The organism is Christiangramia flava JLT2011 (assembly GCF_001951155.1).
GTDB lineage: Bacteria > Bacteroidota > Bacteroidia > Flavobacteriales > Flavobacteriaceae > Christiangramia > Christiangramia flava.
In genome coordinates this window covers 612,923-639,756 of the sequence record NZ_CP016359.1, presented here as the reverse complement: position 1 = coordinate 639,756, position 26,834 = coordinate 612,923, and the positions used below count along the sequence as shown (strand labels likewise).

Annotated in this window: 25 protein-coding genes; 15 read left to right on the top strand and 10 right to left on the bottom strand. The window is 44.0% G+C overall.

The genetic code is table 11. The annotated features are described in order from the left end of the window. Positions 1–3: 3 nt before the first annotated feature. From GRFL_RS02545 to GRFL_RS02535, 3 genes are read left to right on the top strand one after another with little or no spacing between them, the layout of a single operon-like run. Positions 4–1,635 carry an amidohydrolase gene (locus GRFL_RS02545; protein ID WP_083643145.1) on the top strand — a complete coding sequence of 544 codons (1,632 nt, stop codon included), beginning with the start codon at positions 4–6 and terminating at the stop codon, positions 1,633–1,635. 31 nt (positions 1,636–1,666) lie between these two features. Continuing rightward, positions 1,667–2,599 carry a peptidylprolyl isomerase gene (locus tag GRFL_RS02540; RefSeq protein WP_083643144.1) on the top strand — a complete coding sequence of 311 codons (933 nt, stop codon included), beginning with the start codon at positions 1,667–1,669 and terminating at the stop codon, positions 2,597–2,599. A gap of 59 nt (positions 2,600–2,658) precedes the next feature. Further along, positions 2,659–3,201, top strand: coding sequence for a YfiT family bacillithiol transferase (locus tag GRFL_RS02535; RefSeq protein WP_083643143.1), 543 nt, complete (start codon positions 2,659–2,661; stop codon positions 3,199–3,201). A gap of 14 nt (positions 3,202–3,215) precedes the next feature. On the opposite strand, the gene GRFL_RS02530 is transcribed toward GRFL_RS02535, so the two are convergent. From GRFL_RS02530 to GRFL_RS02520, 3 genes are all read right to left on the bottom strand, one after another. Beyond that, positions 3,216–3,491 (bottom strand): YciI-like protein, encoded by a 276-nt coding sequence (locus GRFL_RS02530; protein ID WP_083643142.1) that lies wholly within the window; start codon positions 3,489–3,491, stop codon positions 3,216–3,218. Between the two features lie 2 nt (positions 3,492–3,493). Continuing rightward, positions 3,494–4,135 carry a peroxiredoxin gene (locus GRFL_RS02525; protein WP_083643141.1) on the bottom strand — a complete coding sequence of 214 codons (642 nt, stop codon included), beginning with the start codon at positions 4,133–4,135 and terminating at the stop codon, positions 3,494–3,496. A 90-nt stretch (positions 4,136–4,225) separates the two neighbouring features. Further along, positions 4,226–4,783: a thioredoxin family protein gene (locus GRFL_RS02520; protein WP_083643140.1), complete on the bottom strand. Its 558-nt coding sequence runs from the start codon at positions 4,781–4,783 to the stop codon at positions 4,226–4,228. 40 nt (positions 4,784–4,823) lie between these two features. Between GRFL_RS02520 and GRFL_RS02515 the strand changes: the two genes are divergently transcribed. Then, positions 4,824–5,165 (top strand): tRNA-binding protein, encoded by a 342-nt coding sequence (locus tag GRFL_RS02515; RefSeq protein WP_083643139.1) that lies wholly within the window; start codon positions 4,824–4,826, stop codon positions 5,163–5,165. Here the strand turns inward: GRFL_RS02515 and GRFL_RS02510 are convergent. The 5 genes from GRFL_RS02510 to GRFL_RS02490 form a co-directional block, all read right to left on the bottom strand. Further along, the gene (locus GRFL_RS02510) at positions 5,162–5,869 is read right to left on the bottom strand and encodes a potassium channel family protein (RefSeq protein ID WP_083643138.1); all 708 of its coding nucleotides are present in this window, start codon (positions 5,867–5,869) and stop codon (positions 5,162–5,164) included. The genes GRFL_RS02515 and GRFL_RS02510 overlap by 4 nt on opposite strands. A gap of 10 nt (positions 5,870–5,879) precedes the next feature. Continuing rightward, the gene (locus GRFL_RS02505; RefSeq protein WP_083643137.1) at positions 5,880–7,670 is read right to left on the bottom strand and encodes a TrkH family potassium uptake protein; all 1,791 of its coding nucleotides are present in this window, start codon (positions 7,668–7,670) and stop codon (positions 5,880–5,882) included. A gap of 120 nt (positions 7,671–7,790) precedes the next feature. Continuing rightward, positions 7,791–10,301 carry a M14 family metallopeptidase gene (locus tag GRFL_RS02500; protein ID WP_083643136.1) on the bottom strand — a complete coding sequence of 837 codons (2,511 nt, stop codon included), beginning with the start codon at positions 10,299–10,301 and terminating at the stop codon, positions 7,791–7,793. Positions 10,302–10,383: 82 nt separating this feature from the next. Beyond that, positions 10,384–10,770 carry a PUR family DNA/RNA-binding protein gene (locus tag GRFL_RS02495; RefSeq protein ID WP_083643135.1) on the bottom strand — a complete coding sequence of 129 codons (387 nt, stop codon included), beginning with the start codon at positions 10,768–10,770 and terminating at the stop codon, positions 10,384–10,386. A gap of 73 nt (positions 10,771–10,843) precedes the next feature. Continuing rightward, positions 10,844–12,601 (bottom strand): ABC transporter ATP-binding protein, encoded by a 1,758-nt coding sequence (locus GRFL_RS02490; protein ID WP_083643134.1) that lies wholly within the window; start codon positions 12,599–12,601, stop codon positions 10,844–10,846. A gap of 131 nt (positions 12,602–12,732) precedes the next feature. On the opposite strand from GRFL_RS02490, the gene GRFL_RS02485 reads away from it, so the two are divergent. From GRFL_RS02485 to yajC, 4 genes are all read left to right on the top strand, one after another. Beyond that, entirely contained in the window at positions 12,733–13,836 is a 1,104-nt protein-coding gene (locus GRFL_RS02485; RefSeq protein WP_083643133.1) for a Glu/Leu/Phe/Val family dehydrogenase, read from the top strand. A gap of 82 nt (positions 13,837–13,918) precedes the next feature. Next, positions 13,919–14,863, top strand: coding sequence for a transcription antitermination factor NusB (gene nusB / locus GRFL_RS02480; RefSeq protein ID WP_083643132.1), 945 nt, complete (start codon positions 13,919–13,921; stop codon positions 14,861–14,863). A gap of 51 nt (positions 14,864–14,914) precedes the next feature. Further along, on the top strand, positions 14,915–15,376 hold the full coding sequence (locus tag GRFL_RS02475; RefSeq protein WP_083643131.1) for a DUF1573 domain-containing protein: 462 nt from the start codon (positions 14,915–14,917) through the stop codon (positions 15,374–15,376). 8 nt (positions 15,377–15,384) lie between these two features. Then, positions 15,385–15,675: a preprotein translocase subunit YajC gene (yajC, locus tag GRFL_RS02470; protein ID WP_083643130.1), complete on the top strand. Its 291-nt coding sequence runs from the start codon at positions 15,385–15,387 to the stop codon at positions 15,673–15,675. A gap of 52 nt (positions 15,676–15,727) precedes the next feature. Here yajC and GRFL_RS02465 read toward each other — a convergent pair whose 3' ends face one another. Both GRFL_RS02465 and pepT read right to left on the bottom strand, forming a co-directional pair. Continuing rightward, positions 15,728–16,321, bottom strand: coding sequence for a YdeI/OmpD-associated family protein (locus GRFL_RS02465; RefSeq protein WP_083643129.1), 594 nt, complete (start codon positions 16,319–16,321; stop codon positions 15,728–15,730). Further along, the gene (gene pepT, locus GRFL_RS02460; protein WP_083643128.1) at positions 16,321–17,562 is read right to left on the bottom strand and encodes a peptidase T; all 1,242 of its coding nucleotides are present in this window, start codon (positions 17,560–17,562) and stop codon (positions 16,321–16,323) included. Before pepT ends, GRFL_RS02465 begins: the two co-directional genes overlap by 1 nt. Positions 17,563–17,674: 112 nt before the next feature. Here pepT and GRFL_RS02455 point away from each other — a divergent pair, with 112 nt between their 5' ends. The 7 genes from GRFL_RS02455 to GRFL_RS02425 all read left to right on the top strand — a co-directional run bounded on the left by GRFL_RS02455 (position 17,675) and on the right by GRFL_RS02425 (position 26,833). Beyond that, positions 17,675–18,709: a quinone-dependent dihydroorotate dehydrogenase gene (locus tag GRFL_RS02455; RefSeq protein ID WP_083643127.1), complete on the top strand. Its 1,035-nt coding sequence runs from the start codon at positions 17,675–17,677 to the stop codon at positions 18,707–18,709. A 190-nt stretch (positions 18,710–18,899) separates the two neighbouring features. After that, the gene (locus tag GRFL_RS02450; protein WP_083643126.1) at positions 18,900–19,514 is read left to right on the top strand and encodes a LysE family translocator; all 615 of its coding nucleotides are present in this window, start codon (positions 18,900–18,902) and stop codon (positions 19,512–19,514) included. Between the two features lie 105 nt (positions 19,515–19,619). Beyond that, positions 19,620–20,483, top strand: a complete 864-nt coding sequence (locus tag GRFL_RS02445; RefSeq protein ID WP_083643125.1) for a hydroxymethylglutaryl-CoA lyase — start codon at positions 19,620–19,622, stop codon at positions 20,481–20,483. 129 nt (positions 20,484–20,612) lie between these two features. Then, positions 20,613–21,827, top strand: coding sequence for a DUF4856 domain-containing protein (locus tag GRFL_RS02440; RefSeq protein ID WP_083643124.1), 1,215 nt, complete (start codon positions 20,613–20,615; stop codon positions 21,825–21,827). A 64-nt stretch (positions 21,828–21,891) separates the two neighbouring features. Further along, positions 21,892–23,019: an imelysin family protein gene (locus GRFL_RS02435; RefSeq protein WP_083643123.1), complete on the top strand. Its 1,128-nt coding sequence runs from the start codon at positions 21,892–21,894 to the stop codon at positions 23,017–23,019. Positions 23,020–23,028: 9 nt separating this feature from the next. Beyond that, positions 23,029–24,393 (top strand): HTTM domain-containing protein, encoded by a 1,365-nt coding sequence (locus GRFL_RS02430; RefSeq protein WP_083643122.1) that lies wholly within the window; start codon positions 23,029–23,031, stop codon positions 24,391–24,393. Next, positions 24,374–26,833 carry a TonB-dependent receptor gene (locus GRFL_RS02425; RefSeq protein ID WP_083645927.1) on the top strand — a complete coding sequence of 820 codons (2,460 nt, stop codon included), beginning with the start codon at positions 24,374–24,376 and terminating at the stop codon, positions 26,831–26,833. Before GRFL_RS02430 ends, GRFL_RS02425 begins: the two co-directional genes overlap by 20 nt. Position 26,834 lies beyond the last annotated feature (1 nt).

Below are 26,834 nucleotides of genomic sequence, written 5' to 3'. Positions count from 1 at the left end.
TTCATGAATAAAATTAGCTACATTCTTCTACTTTCTTTCCTCCTTGTTTCCTGCAATTCAAAGGAAAAAGCCGATTTACTGGTTTATAATGCAAAGGTTTATACGGTTGATAGCAGCTTTAGCAAACAGGAAGCTTTTGTTGTGAAAGACGGGAAATTCCTGGCCGTGGGAACTTCTGAAGACCTGAAAGAACAATACGATTCCGATAGCACGTATGATGCCGGCGGAAAAGCCATTTTTCCCGGGCTGATTGATGCACACGCCCATTTCTATAATTTCGGGTTACAACAACGCCGCGTGGATCTCACAGGGACCAGCAGCTTTGCAGAAGTTGTGACGAAAATCGTGAGATTTCAGAATAAATACCAGCTGGATTATATCACCGGTCGTGGCTGGGACCAAAATGACTGGGAGATCAAGGAATTTCCTGTGAAAGATACCCTGGACCAGCTCTTTCCAGATACTCCCGTCGCCATCTCCCGCATCGACGGCCACGCGATATTAGCCAACCAGGCAGCACTGGACCTTGCCGGCATTACCACGGAAACCGATTTTGAAGGTGGCGATATTGAACAAAAAGAGGGGAAACTTACCGGGATCCTGATTGATAATCCCATGGAACTGATCGAAAAAAGCCAGAAAGCACCTGATTTTTCGGAAAGAAAAACAGCCTTACTTGCTGCTGAAAAGATCTGTTTCTCTTACGGTTTAACCACCGTGGATGACGCAGGTCTGGATCGCCAGGTGATCGAAACTATTGACAGCCTTCAGAAAACCGGGGAACTGAAAATGCGGGTGTATGCCATGGTGGCTAATACCCCGCAAAACCTTGATTATTACCTTGATCGTGCCCCTTATAAAACCGACCGCCTGAATGTTCGCTCGGTAAAATTCTACGGGGATGGTGCTCTTGGTTCTCGAGGCGCGGCATTGAAAGAGGAATATTCAGACAGGCACGGGCATTTTGGTGCTTTGCTTTCGCCCGTTTCCGAATTTAAAAAGATCGCCGAGCGCGTGGCAAAAAGTGAATTTCAGATGAATACCCATGCGATTGGAGATTCGGCAAATTACCTGGTGCTGAAGACTTATGATTCACTTCTGAAGGATTCGCCAGACAGGCGCTGGAGAGTGGAACATTCCCAAGTGATCGATTCAGCAGATTTTCATTATTTCAGCAAGAATATCATTCCCTCTGTCCAGCCTACACATGCCACGAGCGACATGTATTGGGCAGAAGATAGATTGGGCGAAAAGAGGATCAAAGGCGCTTACGCTTATCAGAAATTACTAGACCAGGCGGGACTGGTGGCGCTGGGAACTGATTTCCCGGTTGAAAAAGTGAGTCCGTTTTTAACGTTTTACGCAGCGGTTGCCCGCCAGGACACCCAGCAGTTCCCGGAAAACGGATTTATGCCCGAAGAAGCGCTGAGCCGGGAAGAAACTTTAAAAGGCATGACCATCTGGGCCGCTTTTTCCAATTTCGAAGAGAATGAAAAGGGCAGTATCGAACCAGGGAAACTGGCAGATTTCGTGATTCTTGATCGCGATATTATGGAAATTGCCATAGACAGCGTTCCTCAAACGCAGGTCGTCAGAACTTATCTGAATGGGGAAAAAGTTTATGGATCAAATTAGGTATCTTTGCCACTCATAAAAATCTACAACAATGCAAGACGGATTATACGCTAAATTTCATACTTCGAAAGGCGAAATTTTAGCTGAACTGGAATTTGAAAAAACACCGGGAACGGTGGGGAATTTCGTTGGTTTGGCTGAAGGAAAAATAGAGAACAAGGCTAAAACAGCGGGAGAGCCTTATTATGACGGACTGAAATTTCACCGGGTGATCCCAGATTTCATGATCCAGGGAGGTGACCCGAACGGAACCGGAGCCGGTGGCCCGGGTTATAAATTTGATGATGAGATCCATCCGGAGCTCAAGCACGATGCACCCGGAAAATTGTCTATGGCTAATGCAGGTCCCGGAACCAATGGAAGTCAGTTTTTTATCACTCACGTGGAAACTCCATGGTTGGATGGGAAGCACACGGTCTTCGGAAATGTAGTGGAAGGCCAGGATGTGGTAGATAAAATTCAGCAGGGAGATAAAATCGAAAAACTGGAAATCATCAGGCAGGGTGCAGCTGCGGAAAATTTTGACGGAGCTGAAGCTTTTAAAGACTTTCATGCTACCAAAGCCAAAAGGGAAGCCGAAGCTAAAAAAGCTGCTGAAGCAGAAGTTGAGAAACTTGCTGCCGGTTTTGAAAAAACAGCTAGCGGGTTGCGATATAAGATCATCCAGAAAGGCGACGGAATTCAGGCAGAAAAAGGAAAAACCGTATCGGTTCATTATAAAGGTCAGCTGGCCGACGGAACCGTTTTCGATTCTTCTTATAAAAGAAATCAGCCACTCGAATTTCCCATTGGAGTAGGGCATGTGATCCCGGGTTGGGACGAAGGTATCCAGTTGTTACAGGTTGGAGACAAGGCCAGGCTGGTCATTCCTTCAGATCTGGCTTACGGTGAAAGAGGTGCTGGAGGTGTTATTCCACCCAATGCGGTACTGATTTTTGATGTAGAGCTGATGAACGTAAAATAAATTCTTCAGAATTTGATATTTAAAGCGCTGGTATTCCCGGCGCTTTTTTATTTTTATATATGGAAGAACAAGAGCTAGAAAAACTGAAATTCCCGGTTGGGAAATTTGAATGGCCTGCCAATTTCAACGCTGAAGAGCATGTTGCTGCCTGGCAGAAAGATATCGAAGATTTTCCGCTTTCGTTGATCAGTGCGGTAGACGACTTTAGCGAACAGCAATTTGATACACCGTATCGCCCGGATGGCTGGAGCGTGCGGCAACTCATCCATCATATTTCAGACAGTCACTTAAATGCATTTTTACGTTTTAGGTGGACGCTAACGGAAGATACTCCAACCATTAAAACCTATGATCAGGATAAATTTTCCGGCCTGGCTGATTATCAAATGCCGGTAGGTTCCAGCCTGGATCTTATCCTGGCGCTTCATAAAAAATGGGTCTACCTGTTAAAACATATGGAAGAAGCCGACCTTCAAAAAGAGTTTCACCATCCTGAAACTGGGAAAAATGTGAGTTTGCTTACCTGTTTGGGGATGTATGCCTGGCATAGCCGGCATCACCTGGCACATATCCAGAATTTGAAGAAAAGGAAAGGCTGGTAAAACCAGCCTTCATATTATTCGATCACTACCGTCCACTCGCGAACCGACCAGTTCTTGATGAGCCCGTTCTGAACGTAGGGATCATTTTTGGCAAATGTTTCTGCGATTTCCGGGGAATCACTTTTAAAGATCAGTGCTGCACCATCTGCGGGATTAGCAAAAGCTCCCGCTAAAACCAGATGCCCATCTTTTTTAGCGTTTTCGGCATGCTTCAGATGAACCTGCCTGTAAGTTCCCCGTTTTTCGAGATAGTCATCAACTGTTTCGTAAAATAAGATGAAATAGGCCATTTTTACGCTTTGTCCGGTTGCGGAGTCATTCTCAAATATGACTTCACCTTTTTATAGCCTTTCGGGAACATCTTATCTGCATCTTTATCTGAAACTGAAGGGCTGATGACCACATCTTCGCCATGTTTCCAGTTTGCCGGAGTCGCCACTTTCTGGTAAGCCGTAAGCTGAAGAGAATCGATTACGCGCAGCAATTCATCAAAGTTCCTTCCGGTACTCGCCGGGTAAGTGATCATCAGTTTGATGGTCTTATCTGGCCCGATCACGTAAACCGAGCGAACGGTAAGTGTATTATCGGCATTTGGGTGTATCATTCCGTAAAGATCAGAAACCTTACGGTCCTCATCTGCGATAATAGGGAAATTCACCTGTGTATTTTGCGTTTCATTGATGTCATTAATCCATCCTTTATGAGATTCCAGCCCATCTACACTCAGGGCCATCACCTTTACGTTGCGCTTTTCGAATTCATCCTTATAGCGAGCCACGGTTCCCAGCTCGGTGGTGCAAACCGGTGTGTAATCTGCAGGATGGGAAAATAAAATCCCCCAGCCATCTCCCAGGTAATCGTAGAAATTGATCGTACCTTCTGAAGTTTCAGCATCAAAGTTTGGGGCTTTGTCTCCTAATTTCAAATCACTCATAATTCAATTTTTTTAAATTAAACCCTATAAAATCTATAGGGTTATAAAATTACTAAAAATGAAGGGTTTTCGTTTTAAATTCAGGTTAAATTATCCGGCCCATTTTATATTGCAGCCAATGCTTGGTTTTTGATTGGCGGAAACGGGACGGTTGTTCAAGACCGCATCCATCGCCTCGCGCAAATCCCTACCGGAAGGATGAATGCCATTTCCTGGCCGGCTGTCATCCAGCTGCCCGCGATAGATCAGTTTCAGGTCTTCATCAAAAAGGAAAAAATCGGGTGTACACGCCGCGTGATAGGATTTAGCGATCTGCTGCGTCCCGTCATAAAGATATGGAAAGGAATACTGATGTTTCATCGCGACTTCCTGCATTTTTTCCGGGGCATCATCGGGATAATTTACCACGTCATTACTCATGATCGCTGCGGAACCAAAGCCTAAAGGCCGATAATCGTTCGCCAGCCTAACCAGTTCATCGCTAACATGTTTTACGAACGGGCAGTGGTTACAAATGAACATGATGAGCGTTCCTTTCTCTCCCCGCACATCCTTCAGGCCCAGGAGGTGTCCCGTACGCACATCCATTAATTTAAAATCTGGCGCTTGGGTGCCCAGTTCCAGCATGACCGATTCTGTTCTTGCCATCTTTTTTCTATAAATTTAGCCAATAAAACTTGGAAATACTATGGAAAATGATCTGAGCTGGCAGGAATTTGATCGGGTAGAAATGCGAATAGGAACCATCGTCGAGGCTTCGATTTTTGAAGAGGCACGAAACCCGGCTTATAAACTGAAGATCGATTTTGGAGAAAAGATTGGCTATAGGAAATCATCGGCACAGATCACCAAAAGATATCAGCCTGAAGAGCTTATCGGGAAACAGATCGTGGCCGTTATCAATTTTCCGAAGAAACAAATTGCAACATTGATGAGCGAATGCCTCGTGTTGGGATCGGTTGGGCAGGAGAATGATATTGTGCTGCTTTCCAGTGACCTGCCGGTAGAAAACGGCCTGCGGGTAGGTTAATTAGCCTCCTTGAACTTTTTGTGTTCTTCCAGCAGGCTGCGAATATCTTTGTTGTGACCGTACAGCACCATGATATCACCTTTATTCAGTTTGGTGCTGGCGCGGGCTATTCCCTGTACCGCCGTGCAATCCTTGTCGATACCAATCTCGCTCTTTTCGTTGGTCACCTTCATCGTGGTCAAAACTATGAGGTTGAATTCTTTTTTAATGCCGATCTCTTCTACCGTCTTGCCGTCATATTCCTTCGGAATTCGAGTTTCAATGATGCTGTAATCACCGTCCAGTTCAAAACTGTCTACCACGCCCTCGAGATTTAGCCGTTTTGCCCAGCGATCGGCCGTTTCCTTTTCCGGGTGAATGATCTCTGTCACGCCCATGGCTTCAAGCACCATGCGCTGCAGGGGGTCAACTGCCCGGCTAATGAGCCTTTTTACGTGCAGCTGCTTCATGAGTGCCGCGGTCATGATATTGGCTCCCTTGTCTTCCCCAATTCCTACGATCACTACATCGGTATCGCGAAGCGGCAGATTTTTAACGGCTTCAGGATCTGTCGCGTCCAGGCTGATCGCATGAGTGATCTTTTCCTTGATGCTTTCCACCTTACTCATTTTAATGTCCACTCCAATCACTTCGTTGCCCATGCCTGATAATTTTTCAGCAATCGAAGCTCCGAAAATTCCTAAACCAATCACGATATATTTCATAATGCTCTATTTAGTTGATTAAAATCTCATCGGTAGGATAGCGGTAATTCTGATGTTTTACCCGCCTTAGCAGTGCAATCATAATGGTAAGCATGCTAACCCTTCCTATGAACATGGTAAAAATGATGACGATTTTTGAGTAAGCCGAAAGATCGGCCGTTATGCCGGTAGACAATCCCACCGTGCTGTATGCTGAAAAAGATTCAAAAGCGATGCTAAGCAGGGTTTTATCCTCGTCGAAACTAGCGATCAGGAAAACCGAAAATCCAATGACCATCAGCGACAGCGAAATAATTGCAAATGCTCTTCTAACCGAAGCATTCGAAATTTCCCTTTTATAGACCTCGATCCTGTTCTTTCCCCGGGCCAGACTGAAAAAGTTCAGCGTGGCAATGGCGATGGTACTCGTCTTGATCCCACCACCGGTAGATGCTGGAGAAGCCCCGATCCACATCAGTAAAAAAGTGAGCATCAGCGTGCTGAAATGCAATTGCGTCATGTCTACGGAATTGAAGCCTGCAGTACGCGGAGTGGCTGCTCCAAAAAAGGCCACTACGATCTTCCCAAACCAGTTATGCTCGGCCAGCGTATTGTTATATTCAAAACCGTAAAAACCAATCGTTCCCACCGCCAGTAAAATAGAGGTGGTCACAATCACGATACGCGTATTGAGGTTGATCACCCAGGGAGAATAAACGAGTTTGTCTTTGCGGGTAAATCGCAATAGAAAATTTTTAATGCTATACGTGCTGTATTTATATAGATTCAGTACGATGGGGAAGCCAATTCCGCCAAGGATGAAAAGTGCGGCAATCACCAGCTGTAGAGGGTAATTAAACCGGAAAGCAGGTTCGTAAAGGCTGTTTTCCAGGGTGGAAAAACCAGCATTACAAAAACCGCTTACCGCGTGAAAAAGGGAAAAGAAAATGCGGTCTGAAATCATACCGATCTCTTTTTTGCTCAGGCTGATATAAATTAGGAAAGCTCCCACGAGTTCCACAATAATGGTGATGTACAGGATCTTTTTCAACACCCCGATGACCTCGCCGATCTTCTCCGAATTCGTGGCGTCTTTCAGCATTAACTGACTTTTATAGGAGGTCTGCCCCCTGAAAAAGTAACTGAAATAACTGGCAAATGTCATGATCCCGAGTCCGCCAAGTTGCATCAGCAGCACCAGCACACCCTGGCCAAAGGCAGTAAAATAAGAGCCCGTATCCACCACGATCAAACCGGTCACACAAACGGCGCTGGTCGAGGTAAAGAGCGCATCCAGGAAAGAAATTCCATCGTGAGTCGCTTTGGGTAACATGAGCAGGCACGCGCCTAATAAAATAATACTTAAAAAACTGATAATGAAAAGCTGGGCGGGATTCAGGTGTTCGTTCCGGAATTTGAATTCCACGGTTGAAAATTCCCTGATAAAGAAGATGAAAAGTGCCAAATAGAGGTAGAACATCTTGTTCAACACTTCGAGAAAGAAAAAGCTTTCCCTAATAAAGTCAATTTTTACCAGGATGAGAATGAAAAAAAGCGCCCCGAGAATCGTGTCAAAAATGCGAACCTTCAACCGAAATTTGATCTTAAAAAAGGCATATCTCAGGATGATCGCCACCACGCCGGTAATGAGCGTGAAGAAATAAAGATGGTTCAGTTGTTCTTCTTCGTATCGCTGATGCCGGAAACCAAGATCGTACACGGCAACAAGAATGGTCACCAGGCTAAGGAAAAAAGCGAATTTATTCAGGAAATCTAAGAATCGCTCGTTCTGTAGCCAGCTTCTGAATCCAGAAAATTTCACAGCAAAGTAGTTTTAAGCATACGCTTTTTTCTTCCGAAGAAATCTTCAAATTTCTCCAATTTAAGGCTACAAAGTTATCCAAATTAAACTGAAGACTGCTAAAATTTCCCTAAAGTCTCTTTACATCTCCTGACCAAAAAAAATGGCATTCATCAGTAACTTGTTGGTTCCAAACCAGAAGGCACGAAAATTAGTATCATCGGTGAACAATAAAATTTCGCCGCGCCCATTTCCAATCTTTTTAAAAGCAACCGTTCCTGCCAGTGCCTCCAGATTCGGTTTGCTGATGTAACCGCTTAACAGCGGATTTTCGGTATACTGCAGCGGGTTGTTGTAACTTTCCTCTTCGGCTTCCATAAAAATGGTATTATCCCTGAAAAGTGGGATGCGGTCACCGGAATAGCCAAAGCCTATTGGGTGCGAACGGTCCAGACGTGCCTCAAAAATAGCGCCGCCAATGACCTGCGCACCCCGGAAATCACCACGCTGTTCAAAACTGATATTTTTGGCGGGTACGTTCGTGCTCTTTAATTTGATATCAACCAGTTTTTGTCGTTGCAGCCAGTTGATGGCCCTTCCGTAGGCGATAAGTGTCCCCCCGTTTTTGGTCCATTCGTCCAGTTTCTTGGCCACATTTTCGTCCAGGCCACCCCAGAGCGGCGGTAAAATAATATCGGTATAATTGGCAAGATTTGCCCTGTTGAGATTACGCGTATCGAGTTTGGTGATCTTCATGTTATAACGCTGGTCGAATAAATGCCAGATTTCTCCCGCATCATAAGAACTGATACCCTCACCAACAACCAGTGCCACTTTTTGAGCTTGCAGCGGCCTGAATTCCCCGCTTCCGAGGTTAATGCCTCCAGACATTCCCGTATTCACCCCGGTGATCTGAACCTTGGTCTCTTCGGAAAGTTTTACCAAAAATTCGTGAATTTCTGAAGGAGTGAGTTGCTGGTTCACGACCGGGATCATGATGCTGCCATAAGTAAATTCTGAAGCGCCAAAACGGAAAGGCTGCATCGCGACTTTTGCCCGCAGGCCTTTTGCCAGAATCTGGTTAAGGGCTTTGGGTGCATAATAGTTGTTCCAGTCTAAAAGGTAGGCATAGGAACTCTTTTCGGGAGCTGAAGGGGAAGGCATTTCAAAATTGGAAATTTCCTTGCCGGCTACCGAAGCGGAGGCGTTTTCCTCGTAATCCAGATTGAAGGCTAGGGGAAAGGTCCAGGCCGAAATGTCGTAAAACAGGCTGTCCTGGAAGCTGGTTCTTTTCTCGAACATGGCTGTTACCAGTCTTTGCTGGCGCTGATTCTTAGGAATGACGAAGGCGGTGCCTTTTTCAAATTTTTTCCCGTTAGAGCTGAAGTCTTCTTTGAGCTCATGGACCTTTATCTGATGTTGCCGCATGATCTTTGCCAGTTCCCAGGCTCTCGCGGGATCGCTGCTACTGCCAAAAACATACGCCCCGTTTCCGGCTGATTTTCGGGATTCCCTATAAAAGTCACGTTGATAATTCAGCAATTTGCTGCGCATTTTTGTAGCTGCTTCGAGCGTGGAAAGGGCAGCTGTAAACTGGTTCCTGATGGTAAATGGGAAAGTCAGGACGCCATTATCGGTTTCCTGTGCATGTCCCCGGGAACTGGCCTGCTCGAATAGGATTCCAATACTTCCATTGATATCGGGGAAAGTGGATCCTTTTCCGTAGTAAAAATCATCATAATTCTCTTCGGTAAAATAGAGAGAGCCAATTTTGTCAAAAGCTTTGGCGTGGTAAGTCCCGATCTCTTTGGTAAGATCCTGGTTCAGTTGAGGCGTAAGGGGATGCGTCCTGGAAGGTATCCCCGGCTGAAAAAAGAAAGTGGAATTTGATCCCATTTCATGATGATCTGTGAGGATATTCGGGTACCACTTATGAAAAGTTTCGATCCGGGCCTGGGATTCAGGCAATTGTACCGGCAGCCAGTCGCGGTTCATGTCGAACCAGTAATGATTGGTGCGGCCGCCCGGCCAGATCTCGTCATATTCGCGGTCCTGGGGATCGGTATTGATGTTGCTGCTTTTATTGGTATTGGCCCAGTAGGCAAATCGTTGTAACCCATCGGGGTTAAATGAGGGATCGAGGAGAATGATCGTGTTCTTCAGTTTTTCTTCGATTGCCGGACCCTGTGCTGCAGCCAGGTAGTAGGCGTAAAGCAGGGCAGCGTTGGAACCACTGGGTTCATTTCCATGAATGGAAAATCCCTGGTTGATCACCACCGGCATATTTTCGGTATCGTTCTGCTTGGATTGGGTCTCCAGCAGCTGCAGGTGTTCCTGCCTGATATTTTCCAGGTTCTGAATATTTTCTTCGGAAGAGATGCGCAGTAATATCAATGGCCGGCCTTCGTAGGTAAAACCTCTTTCTTCCAGACTGATCCTCGGTGATACTTCAGCCAGTTTGCGCATGTACTGCACGAGCCTGTCATGGCTTACATGCCATTCGCCGGGAATGAAACCGATCACTTCCTGAGGTGTAGGAATATTTTGATTGTAGGAGATATCCTGCGGAAGATAATATTTCAGGCTCAGGCTGTCATTTTGGGAATGGCTAAGAAAGCTGATTAGCAGGCAGCAGAGGAAGAGTTTTTTCATGTCCAGAGATTTTCGAAAGTCTAAATATAAAAAAACCGCCCTTTTTTGGAGGACGGTCTTTTCAATATACTAAGATCAAAATTTAAATATCGTCAAAGCTAACATCGGTAAACTTATCAGGATTAGAGCCGGTAACAGCAGCTTCCTGCTCGAAATCGTTCTCATATTCCTTCTTAAAATCTTTTTGATGGCGCTCACTGATCACTTCCTCACCTTTTTCATTGATGATGTAGTTGGTCATTTCTTCCAGAATTTCTCTAAATCCGTCAAAATCTTCTTTGTACAAATAGATCTTGTGCTTTTTGTAATAGAAAGAACCGTCGTCATTTGTGAACTTCTTACTTTCCGTAATGGTTAAGTAATAATCGTCGGCACGGGTTGATCGCACATCAAAAAAATAGGTTCTTCTTCCCGCTCTTAAAACTTTAGAGAATATTTCTTCTTTCTCCATCATTCCCTTGTCGCTCATAAAATTGATTCTTTAATGGTTTGTTTTGTTGAGCTCAAAAATCTAAAAATTTTTAACATCTAACAAAAAATTTTCACATTTCTTTTTCATTTAACTGTTTTGCATAGAGCTCCTTGTAATATCCATCTTGTTTCAATAATTGCAGGTGAGTGCCCTGTTGAATGATCTTTCCGTCTTCGAGAATGATGATTTTATCGGCATTTTTAGCGGAAGAAATTCGGTGACTAACAATAATGGTCGTTTTATTCCTGGTGATCTCGAACAGGTTGTTCAGGATCTCTTCTTCAGTTTCGGTATCTACCGCGGAAAGGCAGTCGTCAAAAAGCAAAATTTCAGGGTCATGAATGATAGCCCTGGCAATGCTTACTCGCTGCTTCTGTCCTCCGGAAAGTGTGATCCCACGTTCCCCCAACACCGTATCATAAGCTTTGCTGAAATTCATGATATTCTTATGTACCGACGCATTTTTCGCAGCCTGTATGATCTCTTCTTCCGTGGCATCGGTTTTTCCGAAGTTGATATTGTTACGGATGGAATCGCTAAAAAGGAAGGCATCCTGCGGAACATACCCAATACTTTGACGGAGGCTTTCCAGGTTCAGCTGCTGGATATTGGTTTGATCAATCAGGATCTCACCCTGTTCAATATCGTATAATCTTCCGATCAATTCCAGGATCGTGGATTTTCCAGATCCGGTTTTCCCAATTATGGCCAAAGTTTCTCCTTTTTTGACGTCGAAGGAAACGTCTTTCAAAGCAGTAATATTCGTGTCGTCGTACGTGAAAGTAACATGCTTAAAGCTGATTTCACCGTTAATTGTATCCGGTTCCTGTTTAGGGCTCGTAATCTCCGGTTGGACACTCAGAAACTCATTGATACGTTCCTGTGAGGCTTCAGCCTGTTGTACCAGCGAAGTTACCCAACCAATGGAAGCCACTGGCCACGTGAGCATGTTCACATACAAAATGAACTCCACCAGGACATCAATATTGGCGATCTCTCCAGAAATAATCCTTCTTCCTCCTATATATATAACGAGAATATTGCTTATCCCGATTAACAGAACCATCAGCGGGAAGAAAAAGGCCTGAACTTTCACGAGGTCAATATTCTTATCACGGCTTCCATTACTCAGTTCGTGGAAATTGTGGTTGGTGTGCGATTCGAGTCCGTAGGATTTGATCACCGCGATCCCGCTGAAACTTTCCTGGGTAAAGGTGTTGAGTTTGGAAAGATATTGTTGAACGACCGTACTGCGTTTATGGATCGCCACACTGAGTTTATAGATCGAAAAGGCCAGAATCGGCAATGGAATTACCGTATATAAGGTCAGGATGGGTGCCGAACGGATCATGAAGATCAGTGTAATGGCGGTAGAGGCAAAGGTTGTGACGCTATACATGATCGCCGGGCCCAGGTACATTCGTACTTTGGAAACATCCTCGCTGATCCTGTTCATAAGGTCTCCCGTCCGGTTCTTTTTATAAAAATTCAGCGAGAGATTTTGATAATGTTCATAAACCTCGTTTTTCAGGTCATATTCCATATGCCTGGAAACCACGATAAATGTCTGTCTCATCAAAAATGTAAAAAAAGCAGCTACCAGCGTGGTTCCAACGATGAGCAGGATATTCCACATCAGCTGGTTTTTCACATAATCCAGGTCTGTAATTTTTCCATTCAGGTATTTTTCAATGATGACAGTGCTTTTCCCGATCAGCGGAACATAATAAATGGCAAAGATCCGGGCAGCGATCGTGATGACGAGTCCCAGCAATAATTTCCATTTATATTTTAAAAAAAGCTTATTGAGATGGCGAAGGTTTTTCATATTTGAAAAGGCAATTTTTTGAGGATCTTTTAATTTAACACCTTTTAAATGCTAATTTTTAAATATTTACTATTTTTGCGCCAGATTTTTGAAGGTTTTCAAAATCTAAAAAACTTTAAATTTCAACAATTATGCAAGTTGACGTTTTAAACGCAAACGAATTAAAAAAATCAGCTCCTGTATTTGGTCAGGTGTCTTTTGATGATCACGAGCAAATCGTTTTTTGCAACGACAAAGATACAGGTTTAAAGGCAATAATCGGTATTCATAATACGGTTTTAGGGCCTGCTCTGGGCGGTACCAGAATGTGGAATTATACCAGCGAATGGGAGGCATTGAACGATGTGCTGAGGTTATCGCGAGGGATGACTTTCAAAAGTGCCATCACCGGTTTGAACCTTGGTGGGGGGAAAGCCGTAATTATTGGTGATGCCAAGAAAGACAAGACTCCGGAGTTGATGAAGAAATTTGGAGAATTCGTGCATTCTCTTGGCGGGAAATACATTACTGCGGAAGATGTAGGAATGGAAACTGCCGATATGGATACGGTTCGCGAAGTGACACCTTATGTTACCGGAATTTCCGAATCAAAGGGTGGTGCAGGAAACCCTTCCCCGATCACGGCTTATGGTGTTTTTATGGGAATGAAAGCTTCGGCTAAATTCAAATACGGAAGCGATGATCTGGAAGGCAAGAAAGTACTGGTGCAGGGAATTGGCCATGTTGGGGAAACCCTGGTAGAATATCTTCGGGAAGATGGAGCTGAAGTTTTTATTACCGATATCAACGAAGATCGCCTGGAAGAAGTAAGTAAGAAGTATGGTGCAAAAATCTTCGATCAGGGTGATATTTACGCAGCTGATGTGGATATTTACGCTCCATGTGCTTTAGGTGCTACCATTAATGACAATACTATCGATCGTTTGCAGGTTGATATTATTGCTGGAGCTGCCAATAACCAGCTTTCCAATGAACTGGCTCATGGGGAAACGCTTCAGAAGAGAGGAATTGTTTACGCTCCGGATTTTCTGATCAACGCCGGTGGGATCATTAATGTGTATGCCGAACTGGAAAATTATGATCGTCAGGAGATCATGAGAAAGACCGAAAATATTTACAATACAACTTTGCGCATTCTGGAAAAGGCCAAAACTGATGATATTACGACTCATTTTGCTGCCTTGCAGATCGCCAAGCAACGAATTTCGGATAGAAAAAATCAGAATTTGAACTAGGCAGTTCTAATTTATTAGATATTTTTGCAGGGCGGAAGTTTAGTACTTTCGCCCTTAATTTTTCAAAAGTTCTTTTACAGCTATGTTGACACGAAGACATATCAGGGTTAAAGCAATGCAGTCTTTATATGCATTCAACCAAAGCCAGAATGATAATCTGAATACCGAGGAGAAATTCCTGATGAAAAGCATGGAAGAAATGTATGATCTGTTTCTTCTGCAATTAAGTCTAATTACCGAGATCAGGGAACATGCTGTAGAATACCTGGAAAAATCCCAGAAAAAACACCTTGCGACCAGCGAGGAAAAAAATCCGAACAGGAAATTTATTGATAATGCGATTTTTGAGATTCTCAATGAAAATGAGAGTTTACAAAATGCGTTAGAAAAGCACAAGGTCAACCAGTGGAAGCAGGATGACGAATATGTGGCGATCATCTGGAACGAGATTCGAAGCAGCCTGCTTTACGAAGACTATATGAGCACCAGGGAGAATGATTTCAAGGAAGATAAGAACTTTATCATCGATATTTTCAAGGAGATCATTGCACCGAACGATAAACTCTATGATTATCTGGAGGATCGAAAATTAACCTGGGTAGACGACCTTCCTTTGGTCAATACTGCAATTCTGAAATTACTTCAGAAGCTCAAGGAAAAGACCGGAAAGGAAAAGAAGATCGCGAAACTTTTTAAGAGTGAGGATGACAAGGAATTTGCCAAGAAACTTTTCAGAAAAACATACCTGAACGACGAGGAACTTTCCGAAGAAATGCTGGGGAAAACACCGAACTGGGATAAAGATCGTATCGCAGAGGTTGACATGATCCTCATTAAAATGGCGATCTGTGAATTTCTTAATTTCCCGAGTATTCCCGTAAAGGTGACCATCAACGAATACCTTGAGATCGCGAAGGAATACAGCACTCCAAAAAGTAGCATTTTTATCAATGGAGTACTGGATAAACTCTCTAAGGAATACCAAACGGAGAATAAATTAAATAAAATGGGCCGGGGCCTGATGTAGTAAAGAAAATTTAGTAATTTTAACCTTTAAAATTCAAAAAACAACTTCACCATGAAAAAAGCAATTTTAATGTTTGCGGCAGTAGGGGCAATGCTGTTTACCGGATGTAAGGATAATGCCTCAGATAAAGTAAAAGCTGAAAACGTGGAAACCGCGGCTGAACGTGATGCGCAGGCAACCGTTTATCCAGAGATCCAATTTGACGAAACTGAATTTGACTTCGGAGAGATCGAAAAAGGAACTGCGGTTGAGCATACTTTCAAATTCACCAACACCGGGAAAGCGCCATTGGTTATCACCAACGCGACCAGTTCTTGTGGTTGTACCATTCCTACATATCCTAAGAATGAAACCATTCAGCCAGGTGATTCAGGAGAATTGCTAGTGAAGTACAATGGTTCAGGAAACGGCCAGGTTACCAAAACCGTAACTGTTACTGCCAATACGGAAACTGGAAAAGAACAAATTCGAATTAAAGCCAACGTAAAGGCTACTGAAGATACAAACAGCTAAATTTATTTATGGAACAACTCACGCAGTTTGCGCCAATTATTTTAATGTTTGTGGTCGTGTATTTTTTTATGATACGCCCGCAAATGAAAAAAGCTAAACAGGAAAAACAGTTTGCCAGTGAGCTGAAAAGAGGGGATCGCGTGATCACCAAAAGCGGAATGCACGGTAAGATTGTGGACTTTAGCGAAAAAAACAATTCAGTAATCATTGAAACCGGAGCAGGGAAAATCACTTTTGATCGTTCTTCCATTTCTATGGAAATGAGCCAGAAGCTGAATGAGCCTGTCAAGGCAAAATAATTTAACAGGCATTTATGTCTAAAAAAAGCAGCCATTTGGCTGCTTTTTTTATTTAACAATTCTTGTATTTATCGTGGAGTCCGCCGCCAGCCTTGATCATGGGGATAATCTTTTCCAGCCGGGAGAGTTTGGTCTTTTCCTGCTTGGCTTCGGAAATATAATCGGCATATTCCCGCTGTTTTCCCCGAGTGAGCTTTTCGAAAGCCTGTTTGAGCTCGTCGTCTACCCGTAACATTTTTCCGAATTCTTCCGGGATGACTAGTTTCTTACTGGTATTGGCTTTGATCTCCTTACCTTCTTTCTGGTTCTGGATCGCTTCCCGGACATAGGGTAAAAGCCGGGAAGTATTCAGTTCGTCCTCTGCTGTAAGCCTGATCTGTCTCATCGCTTTGGTCTTTCCTTCCTGGGCGTTCACGAGCATGGCGGTATGCTCTTTCAGCAACGCGCCATTGAAGAACCAGAGACCGTAGTGATTTTTGAATCCGCTGAGTCCTACCACATTTTTACCATTGAGGGCGTAAACCGGTGAGCCCCATTTAATAGTGGGTTCCAGCTCTGTGGTCAGCATCATTTCATGGAGTTCAAGCAGTTCTTTTTCCCATTTTGTGTGTTTTTGAATATACTCTTCAACGGTCTTGACAGGCATTATTCGTATTTTTTAGCGGTTAATTCAGCTAATTTAACGATTACTTCGGTAGCTTTCTGCATGCTTTCCACCGGTACATATTCATATTTTCCGTGGAAGTTATGCCCGCCAGCGAAGATATTAGGGCATGGCAAACCTTTGAAGCTAAGCTGGGCTCCGTCTGTTCCGCCGCGAATCGGTTTGATGATAGGTTTTACATGAACGGCTTCCATCGCTTCTTTGGCAAGTTCAACGATGTGCATGACCGGTTCCACCTTTTCCCGCATGTTGAAATACTGGTCTTTGATCTCTACCTGGATGCAATCACGATCGTATTGCGAGCAGATCTCACTGGCTAGGTCTTTCATCATCTGCTTGCGCGCTTCAAAATGCGTTTTATCGTGATCCCTGATAATGTATTGTAATTTGGTTTCCTCCACATCACCCTCAATAGAGGTTAAATGGAAAAATCCCTGACGGCCTTCTGTATGTTCCGGTGTTTCCAAACGTGGCAGACTGTTGATGAAATCCTGAGCAATGTACATGCTGTTTATCATCTTATCTTTCGCATAGCCCGGGTGGACGCTTTTTCCTTGAACTTTTACCACGGCACCGGCGGCGTTGAAATTCTCGTACTCCAGCTCGCCAATCTGGCTGCCATCCATAGTGTAAGCCCATTCGGCTCCAAATTTCTGAACATCGAATTGATGCGCCCCGCGACCAATTTCTTCATCGGGAGTGAAGCAGATACGAATTTTGCCATGCGGAATATCCGGATTATTGATCAGGTATTCCATGGCGGTCATAATTTCCGTGATCCCGGCTTTATCATCGGCGCCCAATAAGGTATTCCCATCCGTAGTAATAATGGTCTGGCCTTTATACTGAAGGAGGTCATCAAAATAATCAGGAGACAGGACGATGTCCTTTTCCGCATTCAGCACAATATCTTTTCCGTCGTAATCTTCGATGATCTGAGGATTGACGTTGGTTCCGGAAAAATCTGGAGTCGTATCAAAATGAGAAACAAAACCGATCACCGGTACCTTATGCGGGACATTTGCCGGAAGCGTGGCCATCACATACGCGTGCTCGTCTATCGTCACATCTTCCATCCCGATCTGCTTCAGTTCTTCCACGAGCCTGTTGGCAAGATCCCATTGCTTGGGGGTACTTGGCGTCGTCTCGCTTTCAGGATCACTTTGAGTATCGATCTTCACGTAACCGATGAACCGGTCCATGATATGCTGTTTATTAGTCATTGTTAGTTAGGTTTGCTTCAAAAGTACCTATTTAGGTTGCTGCCTCAAAACCTTTTAAGTTTTCATATAGTTTTTAGCCATAAGCTTTTACTTTTGCAAAAACACAACGGAAATGTACAAATCCCTTATCAGGCCCTTGCTTTTTAAATTTGATCCCGAAAAGGTCCATTATTTCACTTTTGATTTTTTAAGAAACATTTTTCAAATTCCTGGAGCGGCGAAACTGCTGGAGAAGCAATTTCAGCTGAATGATCCCAGGCTGGAAAGAGAAGTTTTTGGGTTGACATTCAAAAATCCGGTTGGCCTGGCAGCAGGTTTCGATAAGGATGCCAAATTATACAGGGAATTGTCTTCTTTAGGATTCGGTTTTATTGAAGTTGGAACCGTGACGCCAAAACCCCAGCCGGGAAATGACAAAAAGCGATTGTTCAGATTAAAAGAAGACCAGGCGATCATCAATAGGATGGGTTTTAATAATGAAGGCGTGGAAAAGACCGTGGAACGACTTCGGAAGAATAACGGCGTCCTGGTAGGAGGTAATATTGGTAAAAATAAGATCACGCCAAATGAGCGCGCGGTCGAGGATTATGTCTTCAGCTTCAACGCGCTTTTTGAACTGGTAGATTATTTTGTGGTAAATGTGAGTTCGCCCAATACGCCAAATCTTCGGGAACTTCAGGATAAAGAACCTTTGACCAGATTGCTGAACACCCTTCAACAGGAAAATCAAAAAAGGCCAAAAAGCAAACCTGTTCTGCTGAAAATCGCACCAGATCTAACCGATACTCAGTTATTAGACATTATCGAGATCGTGCAGGAAACCAGGATCGCCGGGGTGATCGCGACCAATACGACCATTAGTCGGGAAGGTTTGAAATCAGAAAACAAGAATGAAACTGGCGGACTCAGCGGCAAGCCTCTAACCAAAAGGGCCACGGAAGTGATTCGGTTTCTTTCAGAAAAAAGTAACAAGGCATTTCCAATAATTGGGGTGGGAGGGATTCATTCAGCTGAGGATGCGCTGGAAAAACTGGATGCCGGCGCAAGCCTGGTTCAGCTATATACCGGTTTTATCTATGAAGGTCCGGCACTGATCAAAAAGATCAACCAGGCGATTCTGGAAAAAGCTGAAAGCTTTAAACAATAAGCAGGTATTCGGGTGAAACAATTTTTGTTACCAGTTTTCATCACCCTGAACCTGATCCAGGAAGTAGTGAAATTTTAAAATCCTGATAGATCGCGTTTTGGTTGAAGAATGAAATTAATGCCTATTTGTGCGGAAAATTTATAATGATGTCTAAACTATAAATTCTCAAATCTAATCTCTCATATCCTTCATGCTCGAACAATTACTGCCATTTCTTACTGCCTCGATCCTGCTCACCTTAGCTCCCGGCCCTGATATTATATATGTGCTGGTTCGATCGATCGCTTACGGGGCCAAACAGGGAATTGTAACCGCGTTGGGACTGGTTAGTGGTATTATTGTTCATACTACGCTGGTGGCGTTCGGAGTTTCGGCGGTCATCAAACAATCTGAAAATTTATTTCTCATCATAAAGATCTTTGGAGCAGTCTATTTATTATACCTCGCCTGGCAGGTGTATAAAAGCGATGCGAAAATTGCCTTTTCTGCGGAAGGTGTGGCGAATAAAAAACTAGGTTCTCTTTATCGGCAGGGATTTATCATGAACGTGCTTAATCCGAAAGTGGGAATTTTTTTCCTGGCATTTTTCCCGGGTTTTTTATGGAGTAGCGAGCTGGATACCGTCTGGCAATTCTATATTCTTGGTTTAGTTTTTATGTTCCAGGCACTGCTTATTTTCATTTTCGTTTCACTTCTTGCTGATAAGATTTCAGTCTATATCAAATCGCATCCAAAATCTGGTCATTTTCTGAAGTGGATGCAGGTAGTGGTTTTTATGCTGATCGCGCTGCTCATCTTCATTTAATTGAAGAATCTACAGAGAATCAGGGATTTTTAAATCACAGATTTCAGGATTTATAAAGAAAACATAATCTTTTTAGAAGTTCTCTAAAATAGTATCTTTGGTCGTATGGCAGAAATTAAGCTTATCGAATGTCCGCGGGACGCTATGCAGGGAATCAGGGAATTCATTCCCACGGAAAAAAAGGTCCAGTATATCCAGTCTCTTTTGCGTTGCGGCTTCGATACGATCGACTTCGGAAGTTTTGTTTCTCCCAAGGCCATTCCGCAAATGCGTGATACGGCTGAAGTTCTCTCGAAGCTAGATCTTTCTGCTACCCAAAGTAAATTGCTTGCGATCGTGGCCAATACCCGGGGCGCAGAAGATGCTTCCAAATTTGAGGAAATTGACTATTTAGGTTATCCTTTTTCCATTTCTGAAAACTTTCAGATGCGGAATACGCACAAAACCATCGCAGAATCGGTCGAAGTGCTGAAGGAGATCCTGGATATTGCCAATAACAGCGATAAAGAGGTGGTCGCTTATCTCAGTATGGGCTTCGGAAATCCCTATGGAGACCCATGGAACGTGGAGATCGTAGGGGAGTGGACAGAAAAACTGGCAGAAATGGGCGTCACGATCCTGTCACTTTCAGATACCGTGGGAACTTCCACGCCAGATATTATCGATTATCTTTTCTCCAATCTTATTCCGAAGTATCCGAATGTGGAATTTGGTGCGCACCTTCATACCACTCCGTCCAAATGGCATGAAAAGATCCACGCGGCCTACACTGCCGGTTGCCGCAGGTTTGACGGGGCGATCCAGGGTTTTGGTGGTTGCCCGATGGCTAAAGACGAACTCACCGGGAATATGCCTTCCGAAAAAATGCTGTCTTACTTCACACAGGCTAAGGCCGATACGAATATCAAAATGACCAGTTTTGAATCGGCTTACAATGAAGCTTCCAAAATCTTCGGGCAGTACCATTAAGAGAGTTTATGATTTTCCGCAGCAGTATCAATAAATATTATTTAAATTAAATCTAAATAAACTTGCGTCAGCTGAATGTGGATTCTATATTTGCGTCGTTATTTTAAACAAGTCTAAATAAAATATTCGATGAAAAAATCTTTTCTACTACTATTTACCGCAGGATCTTTTATTCTTACTTCCTGTTCAAACGATGACGATACGATCATCGATGAGCAAAGCGAGGTGGAGGTACCTGCTAACTATACTTTTGAAAGAAACGGTGAAACTACCGTAGATTATAACGGGCAAACTACCAGGTTGCAAATGTCTGCTGAAATGCTTTCGGTTTTCAATGATTTTGATAACACTACTGAAGAGCAGCTAATGAATATGTTCGCGAACGAAAATGCTCCTTTCTCGAACGCCGCTTTAAATGAGTCTACAAAAAGTGTAAAGTCCAAAGTTGCCGCTTCGAACCTGTATTTTTCTAATAATTCAGTAGAAAGCGCCGAGATCAAGGCAGATTTTGAGTCTTATATTTCCGGGCAGATGAACGAAGTAAAAGATAATAAAGACCAATTGGCAGAAGCCGGTGTTGCCGGGCAGATCGCGCAGGGAGAAAGAACTCGCTACGTGAGCGGCAAAGGTCTAGAATATAACCAGGCATTTGCCAAAAGTCTTATCGGTGGATTGCTGTTAGACCAGATGGTGAACAATTACCTTTCTCAACCAGTTCTGGATGAAGGTGATAACCAGGTGAATAACGATGATATGGTAACTGAAGATGGGAAGTCTTACACGACCATGGAACATAAGTGGGATGAGGCTTACGGGTACCTTTTCGGCGATCCATCCATTCCAACAGCCGATCCGCTGTCAGTTCTTGGGGAAAGTGATGATCATTTACTGTTCAGTTATTTGGGACAGGTGGCCGCAGATGACGATTTTGACGGACTTGCTGAAAGCACTTACGAAGCATTTAAAACCGGTCGTGCTGCGATCGTTGCGGGAGACTATGATCTTCGTGACGAGCAGGTGGCCATCATTCGTGAAAACCTTTCCAAAGTAATTGGTGTTCGCGCCGTACACTACCTGCAGGGAGGAAAATCGGCATTGGAAGAAGAAAATTACGGTGCTGCTTTTCACGAACTTTCCGAAGGATTTGGTTTCGTGTATAGCTTAAGATTTACTCACAATCCTGCTACCGGAGCACCATATGTTTCTAAAGAAAGCATCGATTCCTATAAAGAGGCTTTGTTGAGCGGGAACGGTTTCTGGGATGTGAACCCGGCAACCCTGGACAGCATTTCTGAAGAGATTGCCGCTGCTTATGGCTTCAGCGTTTCTCAGGCTGCTGAATAAGTAAAAATATAATGACACCGGGAGTGCTTGGAGGGCGTTCCCGGCTTTTTTAATAAATACTGTTATGAAGAAAATTTCAATAATCATGTTACTGGCACTGCTGAGTTTTGCCGCTTGTTCTACGGAAGATGATGGAAGTGGCGACCAAAATGGTGGCCAGACCGATAGTTTTGATCGCGGAGCGATGCTTTCTCACTGGGCAGATGATTTTATCGTTCCTGCTTTTCAGAATTTCAGCACAGCTACCAACAGTCTCAACCAGGCAACTGAAACATTCGCTGCAAACCCTTCGGCGGAAAATCTTACAGCCCTGAGAGCTGCTTACCGTTCGGCTTATATAGATTTTCAAAGTGTTTCCATGTTTGAGATCGGGAAAGCCGAGGAACTGAATTATAGAAATTTCCTGAATACCTACCCTGCAAATACCGAAAATATCCAGAGCAAGATTGCTTCAGGTTCCTATAACCTGGAATTGCCGTCTTCTTTTGCTGAACAGGGCTTCCCTGCGATCGATTACCTTCTTTATGGTTTGGCTGAAGATGATACCACACTCCTGGAATATTATACTTCTGGTGAAAATGCTGAAAATTACCGGGCATATTTAAGCGATGCGGCGGCTAGGATCAATGATCTTACTGCTGAAGTTACTGCGAGTTGGACCGGAAGCTATCGCGATACTTTTGTGGAAAATACCAGTTCTTCCAGCACCGGTTCAGTAGACCGGTTTACCAATGACTTTGTGATGTATTTTGAAAAATTTCTGCGCAGCGGTAAAATTGGCTATCCTGCCGGCGTGTTCTCCGGAACTCCGTCTCCGGTGAATGTGGAAGCGCTATATGCTGGTGATCTTTCCAAAGAATTGTACCAGGAAGCGGTGAACGCTTATAGCGACTTTTATGAAGGTGAAGGCTTCGGAAGTGCGGCTTCAGGCAAAAGCTACAAGCAATATTTGCAATATCTGGATAGCATGAAAGACGGGCAGGACCTGGCCGCTTTGATCAGCACTCAGTTTGCTGCCATTAGTAATCAGTCTGCAGCTTTAGATGCCAACCTGAAAAACCAGGTGGAAACAGATAATTCAGTAATGCTTGCTGCTTACGATGAACTGCAAAAAGCCGTAGTTTTGCTCAAATTAGACATGATGCAGGCTCTTTCAATCAGCGTGGATTATGTAGATTCTGACGGTGACTAAAATTTTTCAATGAATTCAAAGATCTCCAAATATCTGAATTCCTACACGGAAGCCGCCCCTTTGGCGGTTTTTCGTTTGTTATTCGGTATCATGATGTTTGTGAGTATCCTGCGTTTCTGGCTCAATGGCTGGATCGAAAAATTATACCTGCTCCCAAAATTTCATTTTTCCTATTACGGCTTTGCATGGGTCAAACCGCTGGGCAATTTTACCTACGTGATCTTTGCCATTTGCGGCCTCGCAGCATTGCTGGTGGCTGCCGGATTTAAATACCGACTGGCGATCATCACGTTTTTCCTCAGTTTTACCTATATCGAGCTGATGGATAAAACCACTTACCTGAATCATTATTATTTCATTAGTGTGCTGAGCTTCCTGATGATCTTTCTTCCTGCCGGAAATTATTTCTCAGTCGATGCGTGGAGAAATGCCCGTTCAAGGTTTCAGAAGATCCCACGATGGTGTGTAGATGCCATCAAACTGATGCTGGGGATCGTTTATTTCTACGCCGGCTTGGCAAAGCTTAATTCAGACTGGCTTTTTCGTGCCATGCCACTCAAGATCTGGCTTCCGTCGAAGTATGATTTGCCTTTTCTCGGGGACCTGATGCAGCAGGAATGGGTGCATTATGCCTTCAGCTGGAGCGGGATGCTCTACGATCTTTTTATTCCGTTTTTATTGCTTTGGAAGCGCACTCGGATTTTGGCCTTCGCCATGGTCGTCATTTTTCACGTTCTCACGCGAGTGTTGTTCCCAATCGGCATGTTTCCGTACATCATGATCGTGAGCGCATTGATCTTCTTTAGTCCGCAATTTCACCATCGGCTGCTTCAGTGGTTTTCGAATGTATTCGGAATTAAAAAACCAATTTTTGATACAGGCCGGCTGTATTTTCCGAAGCCTCAAAAGCGGAAGATTTTTAGAGGAATAGTTGCCGTTTTTTTTATGATTCAATTGCTATTTCCGTGGCGATACCTGTTATATCCCGGCGAATTGTTCTGGACAGAAGAAGGTTTTCGGTTTTCCTGGCGCGTGATGCTGATGGAGAAGGCCGGTTACGCCCAATTCAAGATCGTGGATGGCAAAACCGGAAAAAGATTTTATGTGGATAATTCTGATTTTCTGACGCCCTTTCAGGAGAAACAAATGAGCTTTCAGCCAGATTTCATACTGGAATATGCCCATTATCTGGCCAGGCATTTTGCCAAAGACGGGCATCAGAACATTGAAGTTTACGTGGAAAATTACGTGGCGCTAAACGGCAGAAAGAGTGCGCCATATATTTCGCCCGACGTAAATTTGCTTAATTTCGCCGACTCGTTCGAACACAAAACATTCATTTTACCATTTAATGATGAAATTAAAGGTCTTTAGTATACTTTTTCTAAGTTCATTTTCGCTTTTTGCGCAATTCAGTATCAGCGGAAAAGTAACTTCTGCGGAAACCGGGCTGCCGGTCGAAAGTGCGGAAGTCTGGAATAAAACCCTGGGAAAGGTGGTTTTGACCGATGCTGCCGGAAATTACCAAATGACCAACCTGAAGCCAGGAGCTTATACACTGGTCGCATTCGGGTATGAATATCAGATCGCTGAAAAACAGTTGGATCTCAGCCAAAATGTGCAGGTAGATTTCAGGCTGTCACCGCTGGCAGAAAGTCTTTCCGAAGTGGTTCTCAACGCGAGAAAAGAGCAACTTTTTGCCCTTCGAAAACTGCGGAAAGTGGAAGGAACGGCCATTTACGCCGGGAAGAAGAGTGAAGTGGTACTGATGGATAAGGTTTCCGGGAATAAGGCGGCCAATAAGGCCCGACAAATTTATAGTCAGGTCGTGGGGCTGAATATTTATGATAATGGGGATGCTGGAATCCAGCTGAATATCGGTGGTCGTGGGCTGGATCCCAACCGAACCCAGAATTTTAATACCAGGCAAAATGGTTACGATATTTCCGCAGATGTGCTGGGATATCCCGAAAGCTATTATACGCCCCCGGCTGAAGCGCTGGAAGAGATCCAGGTGGTTCGCGGCGCGGCTTCCCTGCAATATGGAACACAGTTCGGAGGGCTGCTCAACTTCAAATTTCACCAGCCATCAGATAAAAAGATTGAATTTCTAACAAGACAGTCGGTTGGATCCTACGATCTTTTCACGAGTTTCAATAGTCTGAGCGGGACCTTGGGAGATTTCAGTTATTACACATACTATAATTATAAAGGAGGAAAAGGTTTTAGGCCGAATTCCGAATACGATTCCCATAACGCCTTTGCACATCTTGGCTGGCAGGTTAGCGATAAGACCAAGATCAGCTTTGAATATACCTTTTTAGATTACCTGGCTCAGCAACCTGGCGGATTAACTGATTATCAGTTCTACGAAAATCCCGATTACAGCAACCGGGAACGCAACTGGTTTGATGTGAACTGGAATCTTTTTGCGTTGAAACTGGAGCAGCAGCTATCTGAAAATACCGAGTTCAGCCTGAATATTTTTGGCCTGGACGCGTCCAGAAAAGCGCTGGGTTTTCGTGAAAACAGGGTTTCTATCGTAGACCCGGGCGGGCCACGGGAACTGCTGGTAGATGATTTCAATAACTGGGGTGCTGAGGCACGGATTCTCACCCGGTACCAGCTTTTCGGGGAAGAATCGGTATTGCTTTTTGGTTCCAAATATTACCAGGCTAACAACAACCAGCAACAGGGACCGGGAAGCGACGGAATGGGACCTGATTTCAGTTTTTACAATCAGGAATATCCAAATTACCAGCGGCAGTCTGTCTTCGAATTTCCGAATCAAAACCTGGCATTCTTCGGGGAAAATATTTTCAATATTACCAACGAGTTCTCGATCACCCCGGGTATCCGAGTGGAATATATCAATACCGAGGCCAACGGGAATTATAAAAATATCGTGCTGGACCTGGCGGGAAATGCTTTGCTGGATGAAACTGTAGAGGAAAATCAGGATTTTGAAAGGAGTTTTGTGCTCCTGGGAGTGGGCAGTAGTTATAATCTAAATGCCTCCAATGAATTTTACGCGAACTTTTCCCAGAATTACCGGTCGGTGACCTTCAATGACATTCGAGTGGTGAACCCGAGTTACCAGGTAGATCCGAACATCAGCGATGAAAAAGGCTTTACAGCAGACCTTGGGATTCGCGGTCGTTTGGGTGATTTTTTATCTTATGACGCCAGCATCTTTGGTTTGAAATACCAGGATCGTATTGGTGAAATTCTGAAGGAAGAGGAACGGGTGAATGCCCAGGGAGAACTGGAAGAAACCGGAAGATTGATCCGTTTTCGAGGGAATATCGGGGATGCATTTATTTATGGTTTGGAAACATTTGCTGAATGGAATGTGAAGAACAGCCTGTTTCCGCAGCTGGAAGATTATCAGTTAAACCTGTTCCTGAATTCGGCATTTACCAAATCGGAATACATCCGTTCAGAGGCCAATAATGTGGAAGGAAATCAGGTGGAATTCATTCCCGCGGTGAATTTGAAGACGGGCGTAAATTTTGGTTATAAGAATTTTATCGCTGGTCTCCAGTATTCTTATTTGTCAAAACAGTATACCGATGCCACTAATGCTCCCCAGGATCGTGATGACCGGGTACGGGGAATTGAAGGGAGTATCCCGGCCTATGGAATTATGGATCTTTCGGCCTCTTACAGCTGGAAACGTTTCAGGCTGGAAAGCGGGATCAATAATTTACTAAATAATAGCTATTTCACACGAAGGGCCACAGGTTATCCCGGCCCGGGAATTATTCCCGCGCAGCCGCTGACCTGGTATACCACGCTCCAGTTTAAACTGTAGC